Annotated in this window: 20 protein-coding genes; 2 read left to right on the forward strand and 18 right to left on the reverse strand. The window is 71.8% G+C overall.

All coding sequences use genetic code 11. The features are described 5' to 3' along the window. Positions 1-266 precede the first annotated feature (266 nt). The 3 genes from AB0J36_RS30530 to recO all read right to left on the reverse strand — a co-directional run bounded on the left by AB0J36_RS30530 (position 267) and on the right by recO (position 2,247). Positions 267-452, reverse strand: coding sequence for a hypothetical protein (locus AB0J36_RS30530; protein WP_357133257.1), 186 nt, complete (start codon positions 450-452; stop codon positions 267-269). A 68-nt stretch (positions 453-520) separates the two neighbouring features. Next, entirely contained in the window at positions 521-1,333 is an 813-nt protein-coding gene (locus AB0J36_RS30535; protein WP_357133255.1) for an isoprenyl transferase, read from the reverse strand. Next, positions 1,330-2,247, reverse strand: coding sequence for a DNA repair protein RecO (gene recO / locus AB0J36_RS30540; protein WP_357133253.1), 918 nt, complete (start codon positions 2,245-2,247; stop codon positions 1,330-1,332). The genes AB0J36_RS30535 and recO overlap by 4 nt, the downstream gene beginning before the upstream one ends. A 101-nt stretch (positions 2,248-2,348) precedes the next feature. Between recO and AB0J36_RS30545 the strand changes: the two genes are divergently transcribed. Continuing rightward, a complete protein-coding gene (locus AB0J36_RS30545) occupies positions 2,349-3,155 on the forward strand; it encodes a DUF4097 family beta strand repeat-containing protein (protein WP_357133251.1) in 807 nt (268 codons plus the stop codon). Here AB0J36_RS30545 and AB0J36_RS30550 read toward each other — a convergent pair. The 12 genes from AB0J36_RS30550 to AB0J36_RS30605 all read right to left on the reverse strand — a co-directional run bounded on the left by AB0J36_RS30550 (position 3,142) and on the right by AB0J36_RS30605 (position 12,550). Beyond that, positions 3,142-4,260, reverse strand: coding sequence for an acyltransferase (locus AB0J36_RS30550; protein ID WP_357175635.1), 1,119 nt, complete (start codon positions 4,258-4,260; stop codon positions 3,142-3,144). The genes AB0J36_RS30545 and AB0J36_RS30550 overlap by 14 nt on opposite strands. A gap of 75 nt (positions 4,261-4,335) precedes the next feature. Continuing rightward, on the reverse strand, positions 4,336-5,241 hold the full coding sequence (gene era, locus AB0J36_RS30555) for a GTPase Era (RefSeq protein WP_357175637.1): 906 nt from the start codon (positions 5,239-5,241) through the stop codon (positions 4,336-4,338). Next, complete coding sequence (locus tag AB0J36_RS30560; RefSeq protein WP_357133245.1) at positions 5,238-5,624, reverse strand: cytidine deaminase; 387 nt, start codon at positions 5,622-5,624, stop codon at positions 5,238-5,240. Before AB0J36_RS30560 ends, era begins: the two co-directional genes overlap by 4 nt. After that, complete coding sequence (locus tag AB0J36_RS30565; RefSeq protein ID WP_357133373.1) at positions 5,617-7,041, reverse strand: hemolysin family protein; 1,425 nt, start codon at positions 7,039-7,041, stop codon at positions 5,617-5,619. Before AB0J36_RS30565 ends, AB0J36_RS30560 begins: the two co-directional genes overlap by 8 nt. Then, positions 7,017-7,490 (reverse strand): rRNA maturation RNase YbeY, encoded by a 474-nt coding sequence (ybeY, locus tag AB0J36_RS30570; RefSeq protein WP_357133243.1) that lies wholly within the window; start codon positions 7,488-7,490, stop codon positions 7,017-7,019. Before ybeY ends, AB0J36_RS30565 begins: the two co-directional genes overlap by 25 nt. A gap of 15 nt (positions 7,491-7,505) precedes the next feature. After that, positions 7,506-8,564, reverse strand: coding sequence for a PhoH family protein (locus AB0J36_RS30575; RefSeq protein WP_355053214.1), 1,059 nt, complete (start codon positions 8,562-8,564; stop codon positions 7,506-7,508). A 159-nt stretch (positions 8,565-8,723) separates the two neighbouring features. Next, a complete protein-coding gene (locus AB0J36_RS30580) occupies positions 8,724-9,032 on the reverse strand; it encodes a helix-turn-helix domain-containing protein (RefSeq protein ID WP_357133241.1) in 309 nt (102 codons plus the stop codon). Between the two features lie 123 nt (positions 9,033-9,155). After that, complete coding sequence (locus tag AB0J36_RS30585) at positions 9,156-10,034, reverse strand: PhzF family phenazine biosynthesis isomerase (protein ID WP_363661452.1); 879 nt, start codon at positions 10,032-10,034, stop codon at positions 9,156-9,158. After that, positions 10,031-10,708, reverse strand: a complete 678-nt coding sequence (locus AB0J36_RS30590) for an HAD-IA family hydrolase (protein ID WP_363661454.1) — start codon at positions 10,706-10,708, stop codon at positions 10,031-10,033. The genes AB0J36_RS30585 and AB0J36_RS30590 overlap by 4 nt, the downstream gene beginning before the upstream one ends. Further along, positions 10,708-11,712 carry a nitronate monooxygenase gene (locus AB0J36_RS30595; protein ID WP_363661453.1) on the reverse strand — a complete coding sequence of 335 codons (1,005 nt, stop codon included), beginning with the start codon at positions 11,710-11,712 and terminating at the stop codon, positions 10,708-10,710. The genes AB0J36_RS30590 and AB0J36_RS30595 overlap by 1 nt, the downstream gene beginning before the upstream one ends. Before the next feature lie 89 nt (positions 11,713-11,801). Next, on the reverse strand, positions 11,802-12,158 hold the full coding sequence (locus tag AB0J36_RS30600) for a VOC family protein (RefSeq protein WP_357133235.1): 357 nt from the start codon (positions 12,156-12,158) through the stop codon (positions 11,802-11,804). Between the two features lie 32 nt (positions 12,159-12,190). Beyond that, the gene (locus AB0J36_RS30605) at positions 12,191-12,550 is read right to left on the reverse strand and encodes a histidine triad nucleotide-binding protein (RefSeq protein ID WP_357133233.1); all 360 of its coding nucleotides are present in this window, start codon (positions 12,548-12,550) and stop codon (positions 12,191-12,193) included. Between the two features lie 93 nt (positions 12,551-12,643). On the opposite strand from AB0J36_RS30605, the gene AB0J36_RS30610 reads away from it, so the two are divergent. Further along, positions 12,644-13,405, forward strand: a complete 762-nt coding sequence (locus tag AB0J36_RS30610; protein WP_357175648.1) for an SDR family oxidoreductase — start codon at positions 12,644-12,646, stop codon at positions 13,403-13,405. A gap of 322 nt (positions 13,406-13,727) precedes the next feature. Here AB0J36_RS30610 and AB0J36_RS30615 read toward each other — a convergent pair whose 3' ends face one another. The 3 genes from AB0J36_RS30615 to hrcA all read right to left on the reverse strand — a co-directional run bounded on the left by AB0J36_RS30615 (position 13,728) and on the right by hrcA (position 16,708). After that, on the reverse strand, positions 13,728-14,462 hold the full coding sequence (locus AB0J36_RS30615) for a 16S rRNA (uracil(1498)-N(3))-methyltransferase (RefSeq protein WP_357175651.1): 735 nt from the start codon (positions 14,460-14,462) through the stop codon (positions 13,728-13,730). Between the two features lies 1 nt (position 14,463). Then, positions 14,464-15,612: a molecular chaperone DnaJ gene (dnaJ, locus tag AB0J36_RS30620; RefSeq protein WP_355053230.1), complete on the reverse strand. Its 1,149-nt coding sequence runs from the start codon at positions 15,610-15,612 to the stop codon at positions 14,464-14,466. A gap of 73 nt (positions 15,613-15,685) precedes the next feature. Continuing rightward, the gene (hrcA, locus tag AB0J36_RS30625; RefSeq protein ID WP_355053206.1) at positions 15,686-16,708 is read right to left on the reverse strand and encodes a heat-inducible transcriptional repressor HrcA; all 1,023 of its coding nucleotides are present in this window, start codon (positions 16,706-16,708) and stop codon (positions 15,686-15,688) included. Between the last annotated feature and the right edge of the window lie 121 nt (positions 16,709-16,829).

The following is a 16,829-nucleotide window of genomic DNA, read 5'->3' on the forward strand; positions in this document are numbered from 1 at the left end:
CCCCAGTTCCTCGGCGAGACGTGGGCGGGTCCGCTAGATGACCTGCACCGATTCCGCCCGGTGGCCGGTGGCCACGCTGATCGACGGGGCGAGGCGAGCGACGGGGTGACGCGATCGGCGGGGCGAGGCGAGCGGCGGGGCGAGGCGAGCGGCGGGGCGAGGCGAGCGGCGGGGTGACGCGAGCGGCGGGGTGAGGCGAGCGACAGAGCTGGACGCACGCGCCGCCCCGCACGTTGTGCGGGGCGGCGCGTCAGGACTGTGTTGCGTTACCAGAACCGGCGACGCTTGGCTTTCTGCGGGCGGATCAGGTCCGCGCCCCTCGTCAGCAGCCGGGTCGCCCCGGAGGGGCCACGACGGGCCTCCAGGGTGTGGCTGAGTCGACGCGCGCCGGCCGCGGCCAGTGGCGCCGCGACGGCCATCACCGCCCACTGGGCAATGCGCTTCTGGATCATGTGGGTTCACCTCCGTCAGTGGCTCCTGACGTTCCTGATACCCAGCGTGACGTATGGGTAAGCCTCGCTCAGGCCGTCGGAGCCACCGGATTGGGCAGCGCGCCCCCGAAGCGCCGGTCCCGCTGGGCGTACAGCTCGCACGCGTACCAGAGGTGGCGGCGGTCGAAGTCCGGCCAGAGCGTGTCGAGGAAGACCAACTCGGCGTACGCGGTCTGCCAGAGCAGGAAGTTGGAGATCCGTTCCTCGCCGGAGGGCCGCAGGAACAGGTCAACCTCTGGGATCTCCGGGTGGTAGAGGTACTTCGCGACGGTCTTCTCGGTGACCTTCGCCGGGTCCAGTCGACCGGCCGCGACGTCCCGGGCGATCGCGGCGGCGGCGTCACCGATCTCGGCGTGCCCGCCGTAGTTGACGCAGAACTGCAGGGTGAGCGTCGAGTTGTCACGGGACATCTCCTCGGCGGTCTGCAGCTCGGAGATGACGCTCTTCCACAACCGCCCCGGACGCCCCGACCAGACCACCCGGACGCCCAGGTCGACCAACTGGTCGCGGCGTCGACGGATAACGTCCCGGTTGAACCCCATGAGGAAGCGGACCTCGTCGGGCGAGCGCCGCCAGTTCTCGGTGGAGAAGGCGTACGCCGAGAGGTAGGGGATGCCCATCTCGATGGCCCCCTCGATCGTGTCGAAGAGGCTGTGCTCGCCGGCCTCGTGCCCCTTGGTGCGGGGCAGCCCGCGGTCCTTGGCCCACCGGCCGTTGCCGTCCATCACGATGGCCACGTGCTTCGGCACCGCCCCCGCGGGCAGCGCCGGCGGCCGGGCGCCGGACGGGTGGGGCGTCGGTGGCGTCGGCTCGCGCCGACCGGACCTCGTCGATCGGATCACTCGGCTCTCTCCTTGCTCGTGCCGTCCGCTCCGGAACCGACGTCACCGCCCGGCCGGAGCATCCCGGCCCCGGACCCGACGTCACCGCCCGGCCGGAGCATCCCAGCCCCACCGCCACCCGGCGGCGGGACCGTACCGGCGACCGGGGTGGTGCTCCGGTCGACCAGCGGCAGCGAGCGTAACGCGCGTTCCAGGTGCCACTGGAGGTGCGCCGCCACCAGGCCGCTGCACTCCCGTCGTACCCCGGTGTCGGTGGCATCGGCGACCACCCAGTCGCCGGTGGTCAGCGCGGACATCAGGTCGATGGTGGCCGGCGCGGGGTGAGCCGCGCCCGGCGGCCGGCAGTCCGGGCAGACCGCGCCGCCGGCCGGCACGGAGAACGCGCGGTGCCGCCCGGGGGTGCCGCAGACGGCACAGGCGGTCAGCGCCGGCGCCCAGCCGGCGAGGGCCATCCCCCGCAGCAGGTACGCGTCGAGCACGAGGGTGGTGTCGTGCTCGCCCCGGGACAGCGCCTTCAACGCCCCCACGGTGAGCTGGAACAGCCGCAGCGATGGTTCCCGCTCGACGGGTGTCAGCCGCTCGGCGGTCTCGGCGATCGCGCTGGCCGCCGTGTAGCGGGGGTAGTCGCCCAGGAACCGCTTGCCGTACAGGTCGATGCCCTCGACCTGGCTGACCGTGTGCAGCGAGCTGCCGTGGTTGCCCTTGGGGTCACCGGCGAGTTGCAGGTCGACGTGACCGAACGGTTCCAGGCGGGCGCCGAACTTGCTCATGGTGCGCCGGACTCCACGGGCGACCGCCCGCAGTCGGCCGTGCCGGCGGGTCAGCAGGGTGATGATCCGGTCGGACTCGCCGAGCTTCTGCACGCGCAGCACCACCGCGTCGTCGCGGTAGAGCTGTCGGCGGTACCCGGCCATCGGACCATTCTCCCTCGGGGTGTGAAATCAGGGTCGCTTCGGGGTGGACGCGAGGATGAACCCCGATGCGCCGGGCCGACGACCGCCGTTAGCGTGCTGCCATGGCACCGCACCAGAGCACCGCCGTCCGCCGTCGCCGCGCCGCCGCGCCCGTCGCGTTGGGGTTGTCCACCGCCCTCATCCTGCTGGCCGGGTGCGACAACCTGTCGTTTCGTCGGCTCGACTACGACGACACCGAGCCGGTGAAAATCACCACCATCCGGGTGGACGGGGGCTCCGGGGACGTGATCATCCGAGGCACCGGCGCGGCGGGCGAGGCGCGGATCAAGCGGGTGGTGCGCTACCAGGGCGGCGAACCCAAGGCGCGGTACGAGATCAAGGACAGCGAGTTGGTGTTGAACACCGACTGCGGTGACCGGTGCAGCGTCTCGTACGAGGTGACCGTGCCGGCAGGCGTGAGCGTGCAGGGCGACAACGGCTCGGGCGACGTCGAGCTGACCAAGGTGGGCGCGGTGAAGCTGCGGCTGGGCTCGGGTGACGTACGGATCACCGAGGTCACGGGCTCGCTCGACGTGGAGACCGGCTCGGGCAACATCGACCTGAGCGAGGCCGGTTCGACGGTACGGCTGCGGGCCGGCTCCGGCGACGTCAGCGCCCGCCGGGTGGCCGGCGCGACGGACGCCGAGGCCGGCTCGGGCAACGTGACCATCGAGTTGGAGACGCCGACCTCGGCGCGGGCGCACGCCTCCAGCGGAGACGTCAGCCTGCTCGTACCGGCGGGCAGCTACCGGGTCCGCTCCAGCACCGGCTCCGGCGACGCGCGGATCACCGTGGCGGACGACCCGGTGGCGTCCCTGGTGCTCGACGGCTCGGCGGGCAGCGGCGACGTCACCATCAGCGAGCGTTGATCTCGACCGTCGCCGCCTCGGCGGGCAGCCGCTGCGCCGGCACGGTGGCCCGCCCCACGGTCTCGCCGATCGCAGGCCGATCTGTCCGGCCGTTGCCGGGGACGGCCGGCGAGCCGACGGGGACCAGTTCCGGGCGGCGGCGGGCGGCGACGTCCTCGACCCAGCCGACGGCCAGCGTGACCAGACCGACCAGCGCGAAGACCAGCAGCACCCGTACCGCCAGTCCCACCGGGTCCTGGTGGGACCAGCCGACCACGTCGACGAGCGGGGTGAGCGCCACCACGAACGGCAGGTGCCAGAGGTAGATGGTGAGCGCCCGCCGGTTGACCACGGTCACCGCCCGGTCGGCGAGCCGGCTGCGCGACAGCCAGGCCACCCCGGCCGGCGCCCGGCCCAGGACGACCAGGATGAACGCGGCCGACCAGAGGGCGTTGCCCAGGTGGTTGTCGTTGAGGTCGTACCCCCGGGGGCCGGGATGCGTGACGATCCAGGCCCCGCCGACGACGGCGAGGGCCAGCGCGAGCGGGTACAGCACCCGGCCGGTGAGGCGGCGCAGCATCCCGGCGTGGTGGGCGAAGCCCAGCACCCACGCGCCGAAGTACAGCCCGAACTCGCGCACCACCGGCGGCGCCGGGTAGATGCCCACCTCGATGGTCACCAGCAGCAGGTACGGGGCGAGCAGGGTGGCAAGCGGGGCCCGCCGGAACAGCCAGAACGCGACCGGTGAGGCGAACACGAACCAGAGGTAGTCGCGCAGGTACCAGATGACGCTCAGCGCCAGGGCGCCCCAGTTGTTGGCCGGCGGGTCGGCGATCGGGAACAGCCACAGCAGCACCCGTGGGGACAGCGGCAACCCGGTGAACAACATGGCCGGCACGAAGACCACCGCCACCACCCACAGCGACGGCAGCAGACGGCGCAGCCGACGGCCGACCGCCGCCGGGCCGGACCGGGCGAGCGAGGCGGCCATCAGCGAGCCGGCCAGCGCGAACATCACCGACATGGCGGGGAACACCAGAGTGAGGGTCGCCCACCCGGTGACGTGGTAGACGACGACTCGAACGATGGCCAGGAAACGGAGCAGATCGAGATATCTGTTGCGCATCAGCCTGCATCTGGATCGGGGGCGCGGGGGTTGCCCTCTCCCCTACCCGGCCCGACCCACGAGCCAAACGACGCCTCAGAAACCCAGCTTGCGCAACTGCCGTGGGTCGCGCTGCCAGTCCTTCGCGACCCGGACGTGCAGGTCGAGGTAGACCCGCGAGCCGAGCAGCTCCTCGATCTGCCGACGGGCGGTGGTGCCGACCTCCTTGAGCCGGCTGGCCCGGTGGCCGAGCACGATCGCCTTCTGGCTGGGACGCTCCACGTACACGTCGGCGTAGATCTTCATGAGCTGGCCCTCGGGGATCATCTCCTCCACCACCACGGCGATGGAGTGCGGCAGCTCGTCGCGGACCCCCTCCAGGGCCGCCTCCCGGATCAGCTCCGCGACCAGCACCTGCTCCGGGTCGTCGGTCAGCATGTCGTCGGGGTAGAGCTGCGGCGACGGCGGCAGGTACTTCGTCATCACGTCGACGAGGGTGCCCACCTGGTGCCCGGAGACCGCGCTCACCGGCACGATCTCGGCGAACTCCCCCAGCTCGCTGACCGCGAGCAACTGCTCGGCCAACCGACGCTTGTCCACCAGGTCGGTCTTGGTGACAACCGCCAGCACGGTCGCCTTCAGCTCGGCCAGCTCGCCCGTGATGAACCGGTCACCGCGCCCGACCGGCTCGTCCGCCGGGATGCACAGGCCGATGACGTCCACCTCGGTCCAGGTGGAGCGGACCAGGTCGTTGAGGCGCTCGCCGAGCAGCGTACGAGGTCGGTGCAGTCCGGGCGTGTCCACGAGGACCAGCTGCGACTCCGGGCGGTGCAGCACCGCCCGGATGACGTGCCGGGTGGTCTGCGGCTTGTTCGACGTGATCGCGATCTTGGTGCCGACGATCGCGTTGGTCAGGGTGGACTTCCCCGCGTTGGGCCGGCCGACGAAACAGCCGAACCCGGCCCGGTACGGGCGGGCCTCCGGGTCGCGCACCGGGCTCACTCGGTCACCGTGCCGAGGACCGTGCCGTCCGGGGCGGCGACGTGGATCGGCGCGTCCGGGGCGAGGTCACGCACCACCGCGTGCCCCGCGCCGTCCAGCGTCGACGCCTCGGTCACCACCGCCGCCGCCTCCAGCCGACTCGCCCCGGCGGCGACCGCCGAGGCGACCGCCAACTGCAGCGCGGTGAGGGTCAGCGAGGGCAGCGCCACGCTCGCCGCCGCGTACGTCCGACCGTCCTGATCCCGGACCGCGGCGCCCTCCACGGCACCGACCCGCGCACGGGCGCCCCGGGCCAGGACGACGAGCTTGCCGTCCTCGGCGCTCAGCGGCGCCGGTACGCCAGGGGTGGGCCGGGCGGTGGGCGCGGCGGGTGTCTCAGGCATCGGCGGCTTGCCTCTCGTCGTCTCGGTAGTGGTTCGGGTCGCTGCCGGGGCCGGCGTGCTCGCCGCGCCCGGTGGCGTCCTGCGTGTCGCCCGACTCCACCCTGCTCACCAGGACGGTGTCGATCCGGTTGCGCCGACCGGTGGTGCCCTCGGCGACCAGCCGGAGACCGGCCACCTCGACCTCCGCTCCGGGGATCGGCACCCGCCCCAGCGACTGGGCGAGCAGGCCACCGACCGTCTCCACCTCGTCGGTGGGCAGGTCGGTGTCGAACAGCTCGCCCAGGTTCTCCACCGGCAGGCGGGCCGTGACCCGCACCGAGGAGTCCGCGAGGCGCTCGACCGGCGGGCGTTCGACATCGTACTCGTCGGTGATCTCACCGACGATTTCCTCCAGGATGTCCTCGATGGTGACGAGACCACCGGTGCCGCCGTACTCGTCGACCACGATGACCAGGTGGTTGCGTGCCGCCTGCATCTCCGACAGCAGGTCGTCGACCGGCTTGGACTCCGGCACGAAGGTCGCCGGGCGCATCAGCTCGGCCACCGGCACCTGCTCGGCGCCCGGGTCGCCGCCGCGCGACCGGCGGATCAGGTCCTTGAGGTAGAGCACCCCGAGTACGTCGTCGACGCTCTCGCCGATGACCGGGATGCGGGAGAAACCCGAGCGCAGGAAGAGCACCAGCGCCTGGGCCAGGGTCTTGCCCTCCTCGATCCACACCATCTCGGTGCGCGGCACCATCACCTCGCGGGCGATGGTATCGCCGAGCGCGAAGACCGAGTGGATCATCTGGCGCTCGCCGTGCTCCACGACGCCACGCTGCTCGGCCAGGTCGACCAGCTCACGCAGCTCCACCTGGCTGGCGAACGGCCCCTCCCGGAAGCCGCGGCCCGGGGTGACCGCGTTGCCGATCAGGATGAGCAGCGACGCGAGCGGGTTGAGCGCGCGACCCAGCCAGCGGACCAGCGGCGCGACCGCCCGGCCCACGGCGTACGCGTGCTGCCGGCCGATGGTGCGCGGGGCGACACCGACCACCACGAAGCTGACCACTGTCATCGCGCCCGCGGTGACCAGCGCTGCCCGCCAACCCGCGCCGAAGCTGTCCACCGCGACCAGCGCCACCAGCGTGGTGGCGGTCAGCTCGGCGAGCAGCCGCAACAGCAGCAGCAGGTTGAGGTGCCGGACGACGTCCCCGGCCACGACCTGGAGGGTACGGGCACCGCGCACGCCGTCCCGGGCCAGTTCGGCGGCCCGGGCCGGCGAGACCGCGGCGAGCGCCGCCTCGGTCATCGCGATCACGCCGGCCAGCACCACCAGGCCGGCCGCGAAGACGATCAGTTGCAGGTCGGGAAGGCCGGCCGTGGGGCCGACCGCGAGTAACACAGGAGTGGACATCACGGGGTGCGGGTCGACCGCCAGCTCGCCAGCAGTCGGGCCTGGAGGCCGAACATCTCCCGTTCCTCCTCCGGCTCCGCGTGGTCGTACCCGAGCAGGTGCAGCACGCCGTGCACGGTGAGCAGGTGCAGCTCGTCGGCCGGGGCGTGCCCGGCGGCCGCGGCCTGCTTGGCCGCCACCTCGGGGCAGAGCACAATGTCGCCGAGCAGGGCCGGTTCGCCGCCGGCCGGTGCGGTCTCGCCCGGACCGTGGTCGACGCTTCCCTCGTCCATCGGGAAGGCGAGCACGTCGGTGGGGCCGTCCCCGCCCATCCAGCGGTGGTTCAGCTCGGTCATGTAGTCGATGTCGACCAGCAGCACGGACAGCTCGGCGAGGGGGTTTACCCCCATCTCGTCGAGGGCGTGCCGGGCGACGGCGAGCACGGCGTCGGTGTCGACGTCGACACCGGACTCGTTGGCGATCTCGATGGACAACTGCTTTCCTCTGCTTTAGCGGCGGCGGCCGGCCCGGCCGCCCTGGGCGGGTCGCCCGGGTACGGCATGGACGCCCTGCGCCTGCTGGTTCTCCCGCTCGGCGTCCCAGCGGGCGTACGCGTCGACGATCTCCCCGACCAGCCGGTGACGCACCACGTCGGAGCTGGACAACTGGGCGAAGTGCACGTCGTCGACGTTTCCCAGGATCTCCCGGACGACGCGCAGCCCGCTGCTCGTCCCGCCGGGAAGGTCCACCTGGGTGATGTCACCCGTCACGACAATCTTGGAGTTGAAGCCGAGCCGGGTGAGGAACATCTTCATCTGCTCGGGCGTGGTGTTCTGCGCCTCGTCCAGGATGATGAACGCGTCATTGAGGGTCCTACCGCGCATGTACGCCAGCGGGGCGACCTCGATCGTGCCGGCGGCCATCAGCTTCGGGATCGACTCCGGGTCGATCATGTCGTGCAGCGCGTCGTAGAGCGGGCGCAGGTACGGGTCGATCTTCTCGTTGAGCGTGCCAGGCAGGAAGCCCAGCCGCTCGCCGGCCTCGACCGCCGGCCGGGTCAGGATGATCCGGTTGACCTGCTTCGCCTGCAACGCCTGGACGGCCTTCGCCATGGCCAGGTACGTCTTGCCGGTACCGGCCGGGCCGATGCCGAAGACGATGGTGTGCGAGTCGATCGCGTCGACGTACCGCTTCTGCCCGAGCGTCTTCGGGCGGATGGTGCGCCCGCGGCGGGAGAGAATGTCGAGGGTCAGGACCTCGGCGGGCCGCTCGGCGCTGCCCTGCTCGAGCATGCCGACGGTACGCCGGACGGCGTCAGTGGTCAGGGTCTCGCCTTTCTCGATGAGTTCGAGCAGCTCACTGAAGACCCGCTCGGCGAGGGCGTTGTCGGCGGGAGCGCCGGTGATGGTGATCTCGTTGCCGCGGACGTGCACGTCACTGGCGACCGAGCGTTCGACGAGGCGCAGGATCTCGTCACCCGCGCCCAGCAGATTGACCATGATCTTGGGGTCGGGCACGGTGATCCTGGTCTGCACCCGGGGCGGGCCGGGAGGTGGGGTGCCAGTCATAGGTCGGGCCGAGGGGCCCTGCGCACCTGCTCTCAATCTCGGCGCCGGCCCAGCTGGCACGGCGTGCGGACGTTACACCCATCGTATCGGTTCAACGCGGGCCGCATCGCGCCCATTTCCGCTGGCCGCGATCAACTCGCGACCTGCGGTGGAGAAGCGTCAGGGGCGGTGATTCAGGGGTTCATCTTCCGCGTCCTCGCCCCGGGCCGAGGCCCACGCGTGGGACCAGCGCACGAGCGGGCGCAATGCCTGGTAGGCGCCGCGCCCCAGCTCCGTGAGCGTGTAGGCGGTGTCCGGCTGCTGGGCGACGAGGTGGGCGTCAAGTAGTTCGGTGAGCCGTTGCCGCAGGACGCTGGAGGACATGTTGTCGCAGCGCTGCTGCAGCGCGCGGAAACCGAGCGGCCCGTGCTGCAACTCCCAGACGATGCGCAGGTTCCAGCGGCGGCCAAACAGGTCGAGGGCGGCCATGAGGGGTCGTCCGGTACTCGATCCGCGTACCGGCTGGCCTGGCCTGGGTACCGTCATCGCCGTTGCGCCCCTCTTGATGCTCGATGTCCGATACAGCAGTGTCCAGTGCGTTGATTCGTCGCCTCAGTCTCCGTCGCGGACGACCGCCAACCCGCCGACCCGGGTCGTGATGCCCGCCGGCCCACGTCGGGCCGAAGCGAGCACGCTGGCGGGTCGACCGAGGGTGTCACCCTGCTCCACCTCGATCGCGACGGTCTGCGCCCCGGTCGAGTCGAGCAGGTGGGCGGCGAGGCAGCCGGTGCTGTTGGCGTTGGCGACGTCCTCGTCGACACCGATGGCCGGCGCGAACATCCGCGCCGCACCCGGTCGGTCGCCCAGCGGCGGCACGTACACGAAACAGCCGAGGAGCCCGTACCGCCGACACGCCGCAGCCAGCCTGCCGGGGTGTGGGCAGACTCGGACCAGCGCCGACCGGTCGCGGACCGGTACCAGCATGCGCGGTGCGCCGGGCGCAGCGATCCGTGGCCCGTCCTGAGGATGCGGATCGTCCGCCCTGAGCCCGAGCGCGTCGACGATCGCGGCCCACTCGTTCGGCGCCGGGTGACGCAGTGCGACGAGTCCCTGGTCGAACCACACCTCGATGCCGCCAGGGCGGCGGATCGCGACGGTGTCGAAGGTGCGCCCGCCGGTGTGTTGGCGATCCTTGAGCTCAGCGCGGCCGGTACGCATCAACCGGACGGCCTGCGCGGCAACGGTGCCGTGACCGCAGCCGGACAGCTCGCCGGTGGCGGTGAAGAAGCGGACCGGCCAGCCGCCGTCCCGCGTCCGACCCGGGCCGACGAACGCCGCGTGCGAGGTGCCGGCAGCGGCAGCCACCGCACACCGGTCGGGGTCCGTCGCCGCCGGATCGTCGTCGGTTACGGCAGTGGGGCTGCCACCCCGACCGTCGCGCCGCACGCACGCATCGACAACCGTAATCTCCGGCCAGACTACGTCGTTCACTGGTGCGCCCTGTCCAGCCAGTCGGTGATGAGGGGGATGGTGTCGCCGAGGGTGTCGACGCGGTGGTGTGCGCCGACGAGTTCGTCGTCGGGATGGGTGGTGCGTACGGCGATCACTGTCATGCCTGCGGCTCGGGCTGCTTCGATGCCTGCGGGGGCGTCCTCGATCACCAAGCAGTCGGACGCCGGGAGGTCGAGTAACTGCGCGGCTTGCAGGTAGCCCTCGGGATCGGGTTTGCCCAGCCGGACGTGGCCGCTGTCGACCAGCACGGGAGGATCGGGTAAACCGCCTGCGAGCAGACGGTGCAGCACCGTCGGAGCTCGGCCGGAGGTGACGACGCCCCACCGCCGGCCGGTCAGCAGACGCAACACCTCGGCGGCATCGGGATACACGGGAAAAGCGTCACCCTCATCGGCCATGAGCTCGCGGACCAGCAGGTATTCGGCTTCCGCATCGAGCTGTGGCGCTACGACCGCGATGGTGTCGACGGGCCGGCGACCATGGGTGTGTGACCAGACCAGGTCAGGGTCGAGGTTGCGTTGCGTCGCCCATTGGCTCCAGATCCGGCGGTAGGCAGGGTACGAATCGATGAGCACACCGTCGACGTCGAACAACACTGCCTTGTCAGCAGCGCCCGCGCCGATGTCGTGCAGGCGATGTGACCCTTGATCCATCACGCAGCCAGGTCGTGCAGGGCGCCGACCGTGGTGGCCGCCTGTACGGCCATGTCGTGGATCAGCCGGGCGGCGGGGAGGACCTCGTGCACAAGGTGCACCGACTGACCCGCGTACAGCGCCATGTCTTCCAGGTCCCCGGTCATGTCGGGCAGCGGTATCAGATCCCCGTACCGATAGTGGTTCTCGTCGGCCGCGTCCACCGCCACGACATCGCCCTCGCCGGGCCGATGCGGTGCCCGCGGCGAGCCGGCGGCCTCCCACCGTCGGAGGGTCCCGTTGCGCAACGCCCGGTGCGGCGCGTGCGGCCAGCCGCCGTCGAAGCACCGGGTGTACACGGCGTCCACGCCGGCGGCGGTGATCAGATGCCGCCGATACACCTCATGCGTGGCAGCCTCGGCGGCAGCCAGGAAACGGGTGCCCAGCATGACGCCCTGGGCGCCGAGCGCCAGCGCCGCCGCGACCCCCCGGCCGTCCGCGATCCCACCCGCGGCAACCACGGGTACGGGGCCGACCGCGTCGACGACGGCGGGCACCAGGGCCATCGTGGACGTGCTGCCGCGGACATGACCGCCGGCCTCCCAGCCCTGTGCCACGACGACGTCCACGCCGTCGGCGACCGCGTGGACCGCTTCGGCGACCTCGCCGACCGTGTGCAGATGCAGCGCGGCCGCCTTGCGGATGCGGGCATTCGCCGGCGACGGGTCTCCCCAGAAGGTGGAGATGGTCGGCACTCCCTCTTCCAGGCACACCGTCAGTAGGTCGTCCACCGGAAAATCGAGAACCAGGTTCGCGCCGAACGGCCTCGTGGTGAGTTGGCGAGTTCGCCGGATGGTGCGCCGTGCCTCTTCGGGACTCTGCCAGGTCAAGGCCAACATGCCGAGGCCACCGGCCTCGGATACGGCTGCGGCCAGGTCCGGTCCCGCAGCCGAACCCACCGGCGCCTGGATGATCGGCAGCCCGATGCCCAGCCGTTCGCACAGGGCGGTGCGCAATCCCCTCACGAGCCCCCCCGAGTGCTTCGAAAATCGAATCGGTCGGCTCGGACGTTACTGCTTCGGATACCGAAGCGTCAACAGGGTGTAACGGGCCGTCAGCGGTAGTACTGGACCAGGCAGAATTCGTGGTCCTCCGGGTCGGCCATGACGACAACCACGCCCTCGTCGTAGTCGTGCCGCTCGCCGGTGTACCGACCACCGAGATCGATGACCAGGGCCATGGCCTCGTCGATCCGGTCAACGGAGATGTCGAGGTGAATCCGTACCTTGCCGGTCCTGGCTTCCGACACCGGCTGGAACACCAACCGTGGCTGAGGTTCACCACGTTCACCGAGGTAGACCCAACCCTGCTGCGACGGACCGGGCTCGCGACCGAGCAGACCGCTCCAGAATCGGGCTACCCGCTCGGGGTCGAGGCAATCAATCGTCACACCGGACCAGACGTTGGCCATGCGCCGATCCTGGCAGAGCGTCGGGCCGGCCGTCAGGTCAGGTCTCGGGCGAGCATCGGGCCCAGTGGCGCGCCGCCGAGCAGGTGGGCGTGCACGTGGAACACCTCCTGCCCGCCGTACGCCCCGGTGTTGAACATCAGCCGGAACCCGTCGCCGAGCAGCCCCTCGTCCTCGGCGACCGCGGCAGCCGTGGCCAGCACCGCCCCGGCCAGCGCCGGGTCACCCTCGGCGAGGGTGGCGACGTCGGCGTAGTGCTCCTTCGGAATGACCAGGACGTGCACAGGGGCCTTCGGGCCGATGTCGCGGAAGGCGAGCGTGGTGTCGGTCTCGCGGACGACGGTGGCCGGGATCTCCCCGGCGACGATGCGGCAGAACAGGCAGTCGGATCCCATCGGGGCAGTGTAAGGAAGGGCACCTTGCTAACGCCTGAGGTATAGGAAGGGGCCCTTCCTTACAACTGGGGGTGCTCAGGCAGGATGGCCGGCATGACGGATCGGGCGGTTCTGGTGACGGGGTCCTCGCGCGGCATCGGCCGGGCGGTGGTGGAGGCGTTCGCCGCCAGTGGGGACCGGGTGGCCATCCACCACCGCGACTCCGCCGAGGCGGCCGAGGAACTTCGCGCCGGGCTGCCCGGGTCGGGGCACGTGGTGGTCCGCGCCGACCTCACCGACCCGGCCGCGGTCCGCACCATGGTCGACCGGGCCGCCGATCAGCTCGGTGGCCTGGACGTGCTGGTCAACAACGCCGGCACGTACGGCGACCGGGACGTCCCGCACCCGGTCTTCGGCACCTCGTACGAGGAGTGGCAGGCGCGCTGGCGGCAGGTGCTGGAGACCAACCTGACCGGTGCGGGGAACGTGATCTGGTGCGCCGCCCAGCACCTGCGCCAGCGGGGTGGCCGGATCGTCAACGTGTCCTCCCGGGGCGCGTTCCGGGGCGAGCCGGAGCAGCCGGCGTACGGCGCCAGCAAGGCGGGGCTGAACGCGCTCGGTCAGTCCCTCGCCGTGGCGCTCGCGCCGTACGGCATCACGGTCGCCACGGTGGCGCCGGGTTTCGTGGCGACCGACATGACGACCGAGCACCTGCGCGGCGAGCGGGGCGCGGCGATCCGGGCGCAGAGCCCGTTCGACCGGGTGGCCCGGCCGGAGGAGATCGCGGCAGCGGTGCACTGGCTGGCCTCGCCCGAGGCCGAGTGGGCCTCCGGCACGATCGTCGACCTCAACGGCGCTTCGTACCTACGCAGCTGACCTCGCGATTCACGCTCGGCGCGGCGTTCACCGACCGACCGGCGGTGCGCTGCGCCTCCTGCGGGCGGACGGCGGACAACACTGTGAGCGTGATGCCTGTCAGTCATCTTGATGACTGACAGGCATCACGCTCAATGGAGTGCGCGGCTCCGATCCGCCCGCATCACCGGCCCGCGAGCCGCAGGCACCAGCGGCCGAAGCGAACGCGGGCCCAGGCTGGCGGCCGAAGCCAGCGGCGGCAGGGTGGCGGCCGAAGCCAGCGGCGGCAGGGTGGCGGCCGAAGCCAGCGGCGGCAGGGTGGCGGCGAGTCGGGGGTGGGCGACTACCAGCGGCCGAGGCGGGTGGCGAGCACGCTGAGCGCGGCCACGCCGGCCGTGGAGGTACGCAGCACCTCCGGCCCGAGGCGTACCGGCCGGCCACCGGCCTCACGGAAGGCCGTCAGTTCGGCCCGGTCGATGCCGCCCTCGGGGCCGACCACCAGGACGATCTCCCCGGCCGACGGCAGGTCGACGCCGGTCAGCGGCTCGTCGGCCTCCTCGTGCAGGACGAACCCGGCGGCGGCGCCGGCGATCCGGCGGGCGACCGTGGCGGTGGACTCGTCCGGCGCGCCGGCCACGACGGGCAGCCAGGGCCGGCGGGCCTGTTTCGCCGCCTCGCGGGCGGTGGCCACCCATTTCTCGCGTGCGCGTACGCCCCGGTCGCCGCGCCACTGGGCCACCGAGCGCGACGCCGCCCAGGGCACGATCTCGTCCACCCCGACCTCGGTCATCGCCTGCACGGCCAGCTCGCCCCGGTCACCCTTGGCGATGCCCTGCACGGTGACGATCCGGGGTACGGGCGCGTCCGCGTACCCCCGGGAGGTGACCGCGACCTCCAGGCTGCCCCGGCCGACGGTGGTGACCACGGCGGCGGCCGTGCCGCCCCGACCGTCGGCGAGCAGCAGCTCCTCGCCGACGCGCAGCCGCTGCACGGTTGCGGCGTGGTACCCCTCCGGGCCGTCCAGGGTCAGCGCGTCACCGGTGGGCAGCGCCTCCACCAGGAACAGCGGCGCCGACACCTCAGGCGTGCCCGTTGAACGCGTCGCGCATCCGGGAGAAGAAGCCGCCCTGCTTGGTCAGCTCGGCGACCTCCTCGCCCCGGGTCTTGGCGAAGTCGCGCAGCATCTTCTCCTGGTCGGGGTCGAGCTTGGTGGGCGTCCGGACGTCCAGGTGCACGTAGAGGTCGCCCCGGCCGGTGCCGCGCAGGTGCGGTACGCCCCGGGCGCGCAGTCGCAGCGTGCTGGCCGGCTGGGTGCCGGCCTTGACGTCGACGGTCTCCTCGCTGTCCAGCGTCTTGATGGTGAGCCGGGTGCCCAGCGCGGCGGCGGTCATCGGCACGGTGACGCGGCAGTGCAGGTCGTCACCCTTGCGGGAGTAGACGTCGTGCGGACGCTCGTGGATCTCCACGTAGAGGTCGCCGGCGGTGCCACCGCCCGGGCCCACCTCACCCTGCTGGGCCAGCCGGATCCGCATGCCGTCCTCGACGCCGGCCGGGATCTTGACGGTGAGCGATCGGCGGGTGCGTACCCGGCCGTCACCGGCGCAGGTTGGGCAGGGGTGCGGGATGGTGGTGCCGTAGCCCTGGCAGACGGTGCACGGCCGGGCCGAGACCACCTGGCCGAGGAAGGTGCGCTGCACGGACTGCACCTCGCCGCGGCCGGCGCACGCCTCGCAGGTGGCCAGGTGGGTACCGGCCGCGGTGCCGGCGCCCGAGCAGGTGGTGCAGAGCACGGCGGTGTCCACGGTGATCGGGGCCTCGACGCCGAACGCCGTCTCGTGCAGGTCCAGTTCGAGGCGCAGGATCGCGTCCGCGCCCGGACGGGTCCGTGGACGCGGCCCGCGGCCGGCGCCGCCCGCGGCGCCACCGAAGAACGCGTCCATGATGTCCTGGAAACCGACGAACGGGCCGGCTCCCCCCGGACCACCCGGGCCGCCCGCGCCCCCGCCGCCGGGGGCGAGCGGGTCGCCACCCAGGTCGACGATCTGCCGCTTCCGGTCGTCCGAGAGGACCTCGTACGCGGCGTTGATGTCCTTGAACTTCTCCTGGGCCTCCGGGTCCGGATTGACGTCCGGGTGGAACTGGCGTGCCAGCTTGCGGTAGGCACGCTTGATCTCGTCATCGGAGGCTTCCCGGCTGACACCGAGGATGCCGTAGTAGTCCCTGGCCACTGCGTTCCGTGTCCTCATGTTCGTCTCGCGTTGCGCCGACCGGCGGCCGCAGCCGGCCGTCGGCCCTGACTGGTCAGTTCTGGGCCAGCAGCTCGCCCACGTAGCGTGCCACGGCGCGCACCATGGCGATATTGCCGGGGTAGTCCATCCGGGTGGGCCCCAGCACCCCCAGGCCGCCCACGATGGTGGCCCCCGGGCCGTACCCGGTGCTGACCACCGAGGCGGCACGCAGGTTGTCGAACTCGTTCTCGTCGCCGATCAGCACCCGGGTCGTGCTGGGCTCGGTCTCGCCGATGAGCTTGAGGAGCACGACCTCCTCCTCCAACGCCTCCAGGATGGGCCGCAGCGAACCCTGGAAGTCGAGCAGACCACCCCGGGTCAGGTTGGCGGTGCCGGCCAGGGCGATGCGTTCCTCGTGCCGCTCGACGAGCGTCTCCAGCAGGACGGTGGAGAGCGTGGTCATGGCCGGGCGCAGCTGCACCGGCGCCTCTTCCACCAGCGCCTGCACCAGCGGTGGGGTGTCCGACATGCGCTCACCGGCGAGTTTCTCGTTGACCAGGCGACGCAGGTCGGTGACGTCGTCGGCGGGCACCGGTCCGGGCAGCTCCACCAGCCGCTGCTCCACCCGGCCGGTGTCCGCGATCATCACGAGCATCAGCCGGGTGGTGGAGATCGGCACCAGCTCCAGGTGGCGGACCGAGGAGCGGGCGAGGCTCGGGTACTGCACCACGGCCACCTGCCGGGTCAACTGGGCGAGCAGCCGTACGGTGCGGTGGACCACGTCGTCGAGGTCGACGGCCCCGACGAGGAAGCGCTCGATGGCCCGGCGTTCGGCCGGACTGAGCGGCTTGACCCGGGACAGCCGGTCGACGAAGAGCCGGTAGCCACGGTCGGTGGGCACCCGGCCGGCGCTGGTGTGCGGCTGCCGGATGTAGCCCTCCTCCTCCAGCACGGCCATGTCGTTGCGGACCGTCGCCGGGGAGACCCCGAGCTGGTGCCGCTCGACCAGCGCCTTGCTGCCGACCGGCTCCTGGGTCGAGACGTAGTCCTCGACGATGGCGCGGAGCACGGCGAGCTTCCGGTCGTCCAGACCCATCCTCCGCACCTCCTGTCGCACGTCGGCCGCCGGCCCACCCGGGCCGACGGACCGTCCTGGCACTCGACTGTAACGAGTGCCAGTCTACGTCGGCGTGCCCGCCGACGCGATGATCAACGAC

This window comes from Micromonospora sp. NPDC049662 (assembly GCF_040675055.1).
Taxonomy (GTDB): Bacteria; Actinomycetota; Actinomycetes; order Mycobacteriales; family Micromonosporaceae; genus Micromonospora.

Bases quoted from the DNA above. Each gene is read 5' to 3' on its own strand.
- AB0J36_RS30530 (WP_357133257.1), bottom strand. From the start codon at position 452: ATGATCCAGAAGCGCATTGCCCAGTGGGCGGTGATGGCCGTCGCGGCG.
- recO (WP_357133253.1), bottom strand. From the start codon at position 2,247: ATGGCCGGGTACCGCCGACAGCTCTACCGCGACGACGCGGTGGTGCTG.
- AB0J36_RS30545 (WP_357133251.1), top strand. From the start codon at position 2,349: ATGGCACCGCACCAGAGCACCGCCGTCCGCCGTCGCCGCGCCGCCGCG.
- AB0J36_RS30550 (WP_357175635.1), bottom strand. From the start codon at position 4,260: ATGCGCAACAGATATCTCGATCTGCTCCGTTTCCTGGCCATCGTTCGA.
- AB0J36_RS30560 (WP_357133245.1), bottom strand. From the start codon at position 5,624: ATGCCTGAGACACCCGCCGCGCCCACCGCCCGGCCCACCCCTGGCGTA.
- AB0J36_RS30575 (WP_355053214.1), bottom strand. From the start codon at position 8,564: ATGACTGGCACCCCACCTCCCGGCCCGCCCCGGGTGCAGACCAGGATC.
- AB0J36_RS30580 (WP_357133241.1), bottom strand. From the start codon at position 9,032: ATGGCCGCCCTCGACCTGTTTGGCCGCCGCTGGAACCTGCGCATCGTC.
- AB0J36_RS30590 (WP_363661454.1), bottom strand. From the start codon at position 10,708: ATGGATCAAGGGTCACATCGCCTGCACGACATCGGCGCGGGCGCTGCT.
- AB0J36_RS30600 (WP_357133235.1), bottom strand. From the start codon at position 12,158: ATGGCCAACGTCTGGTCCGGTGTGACGATTGATTGCCTCGACCCCGAG.
- AB0J36_RS30605 (WP_357133233.1), bottom strand. From the start codon at position 12,550: ATGGGATCCGACTGCCTGTTCTGCCGCATCGTCGCCGGGGAGATCCCG.
- AB0J36_RS30610 (WP_357175648.1), top strand. From the start codon at position 12,644: ATGACGGATCGGGCGGTTCTGGTGACGGGGTCCTCGCGCGGCATCGGC.
- hrcA (WP_355053206.1), bottom strand. From the start codon at position 16,708: ATGGGTCTGGACGACCGGAAGCTCGCCGTGCTCCGCGCCATCGTCGAG.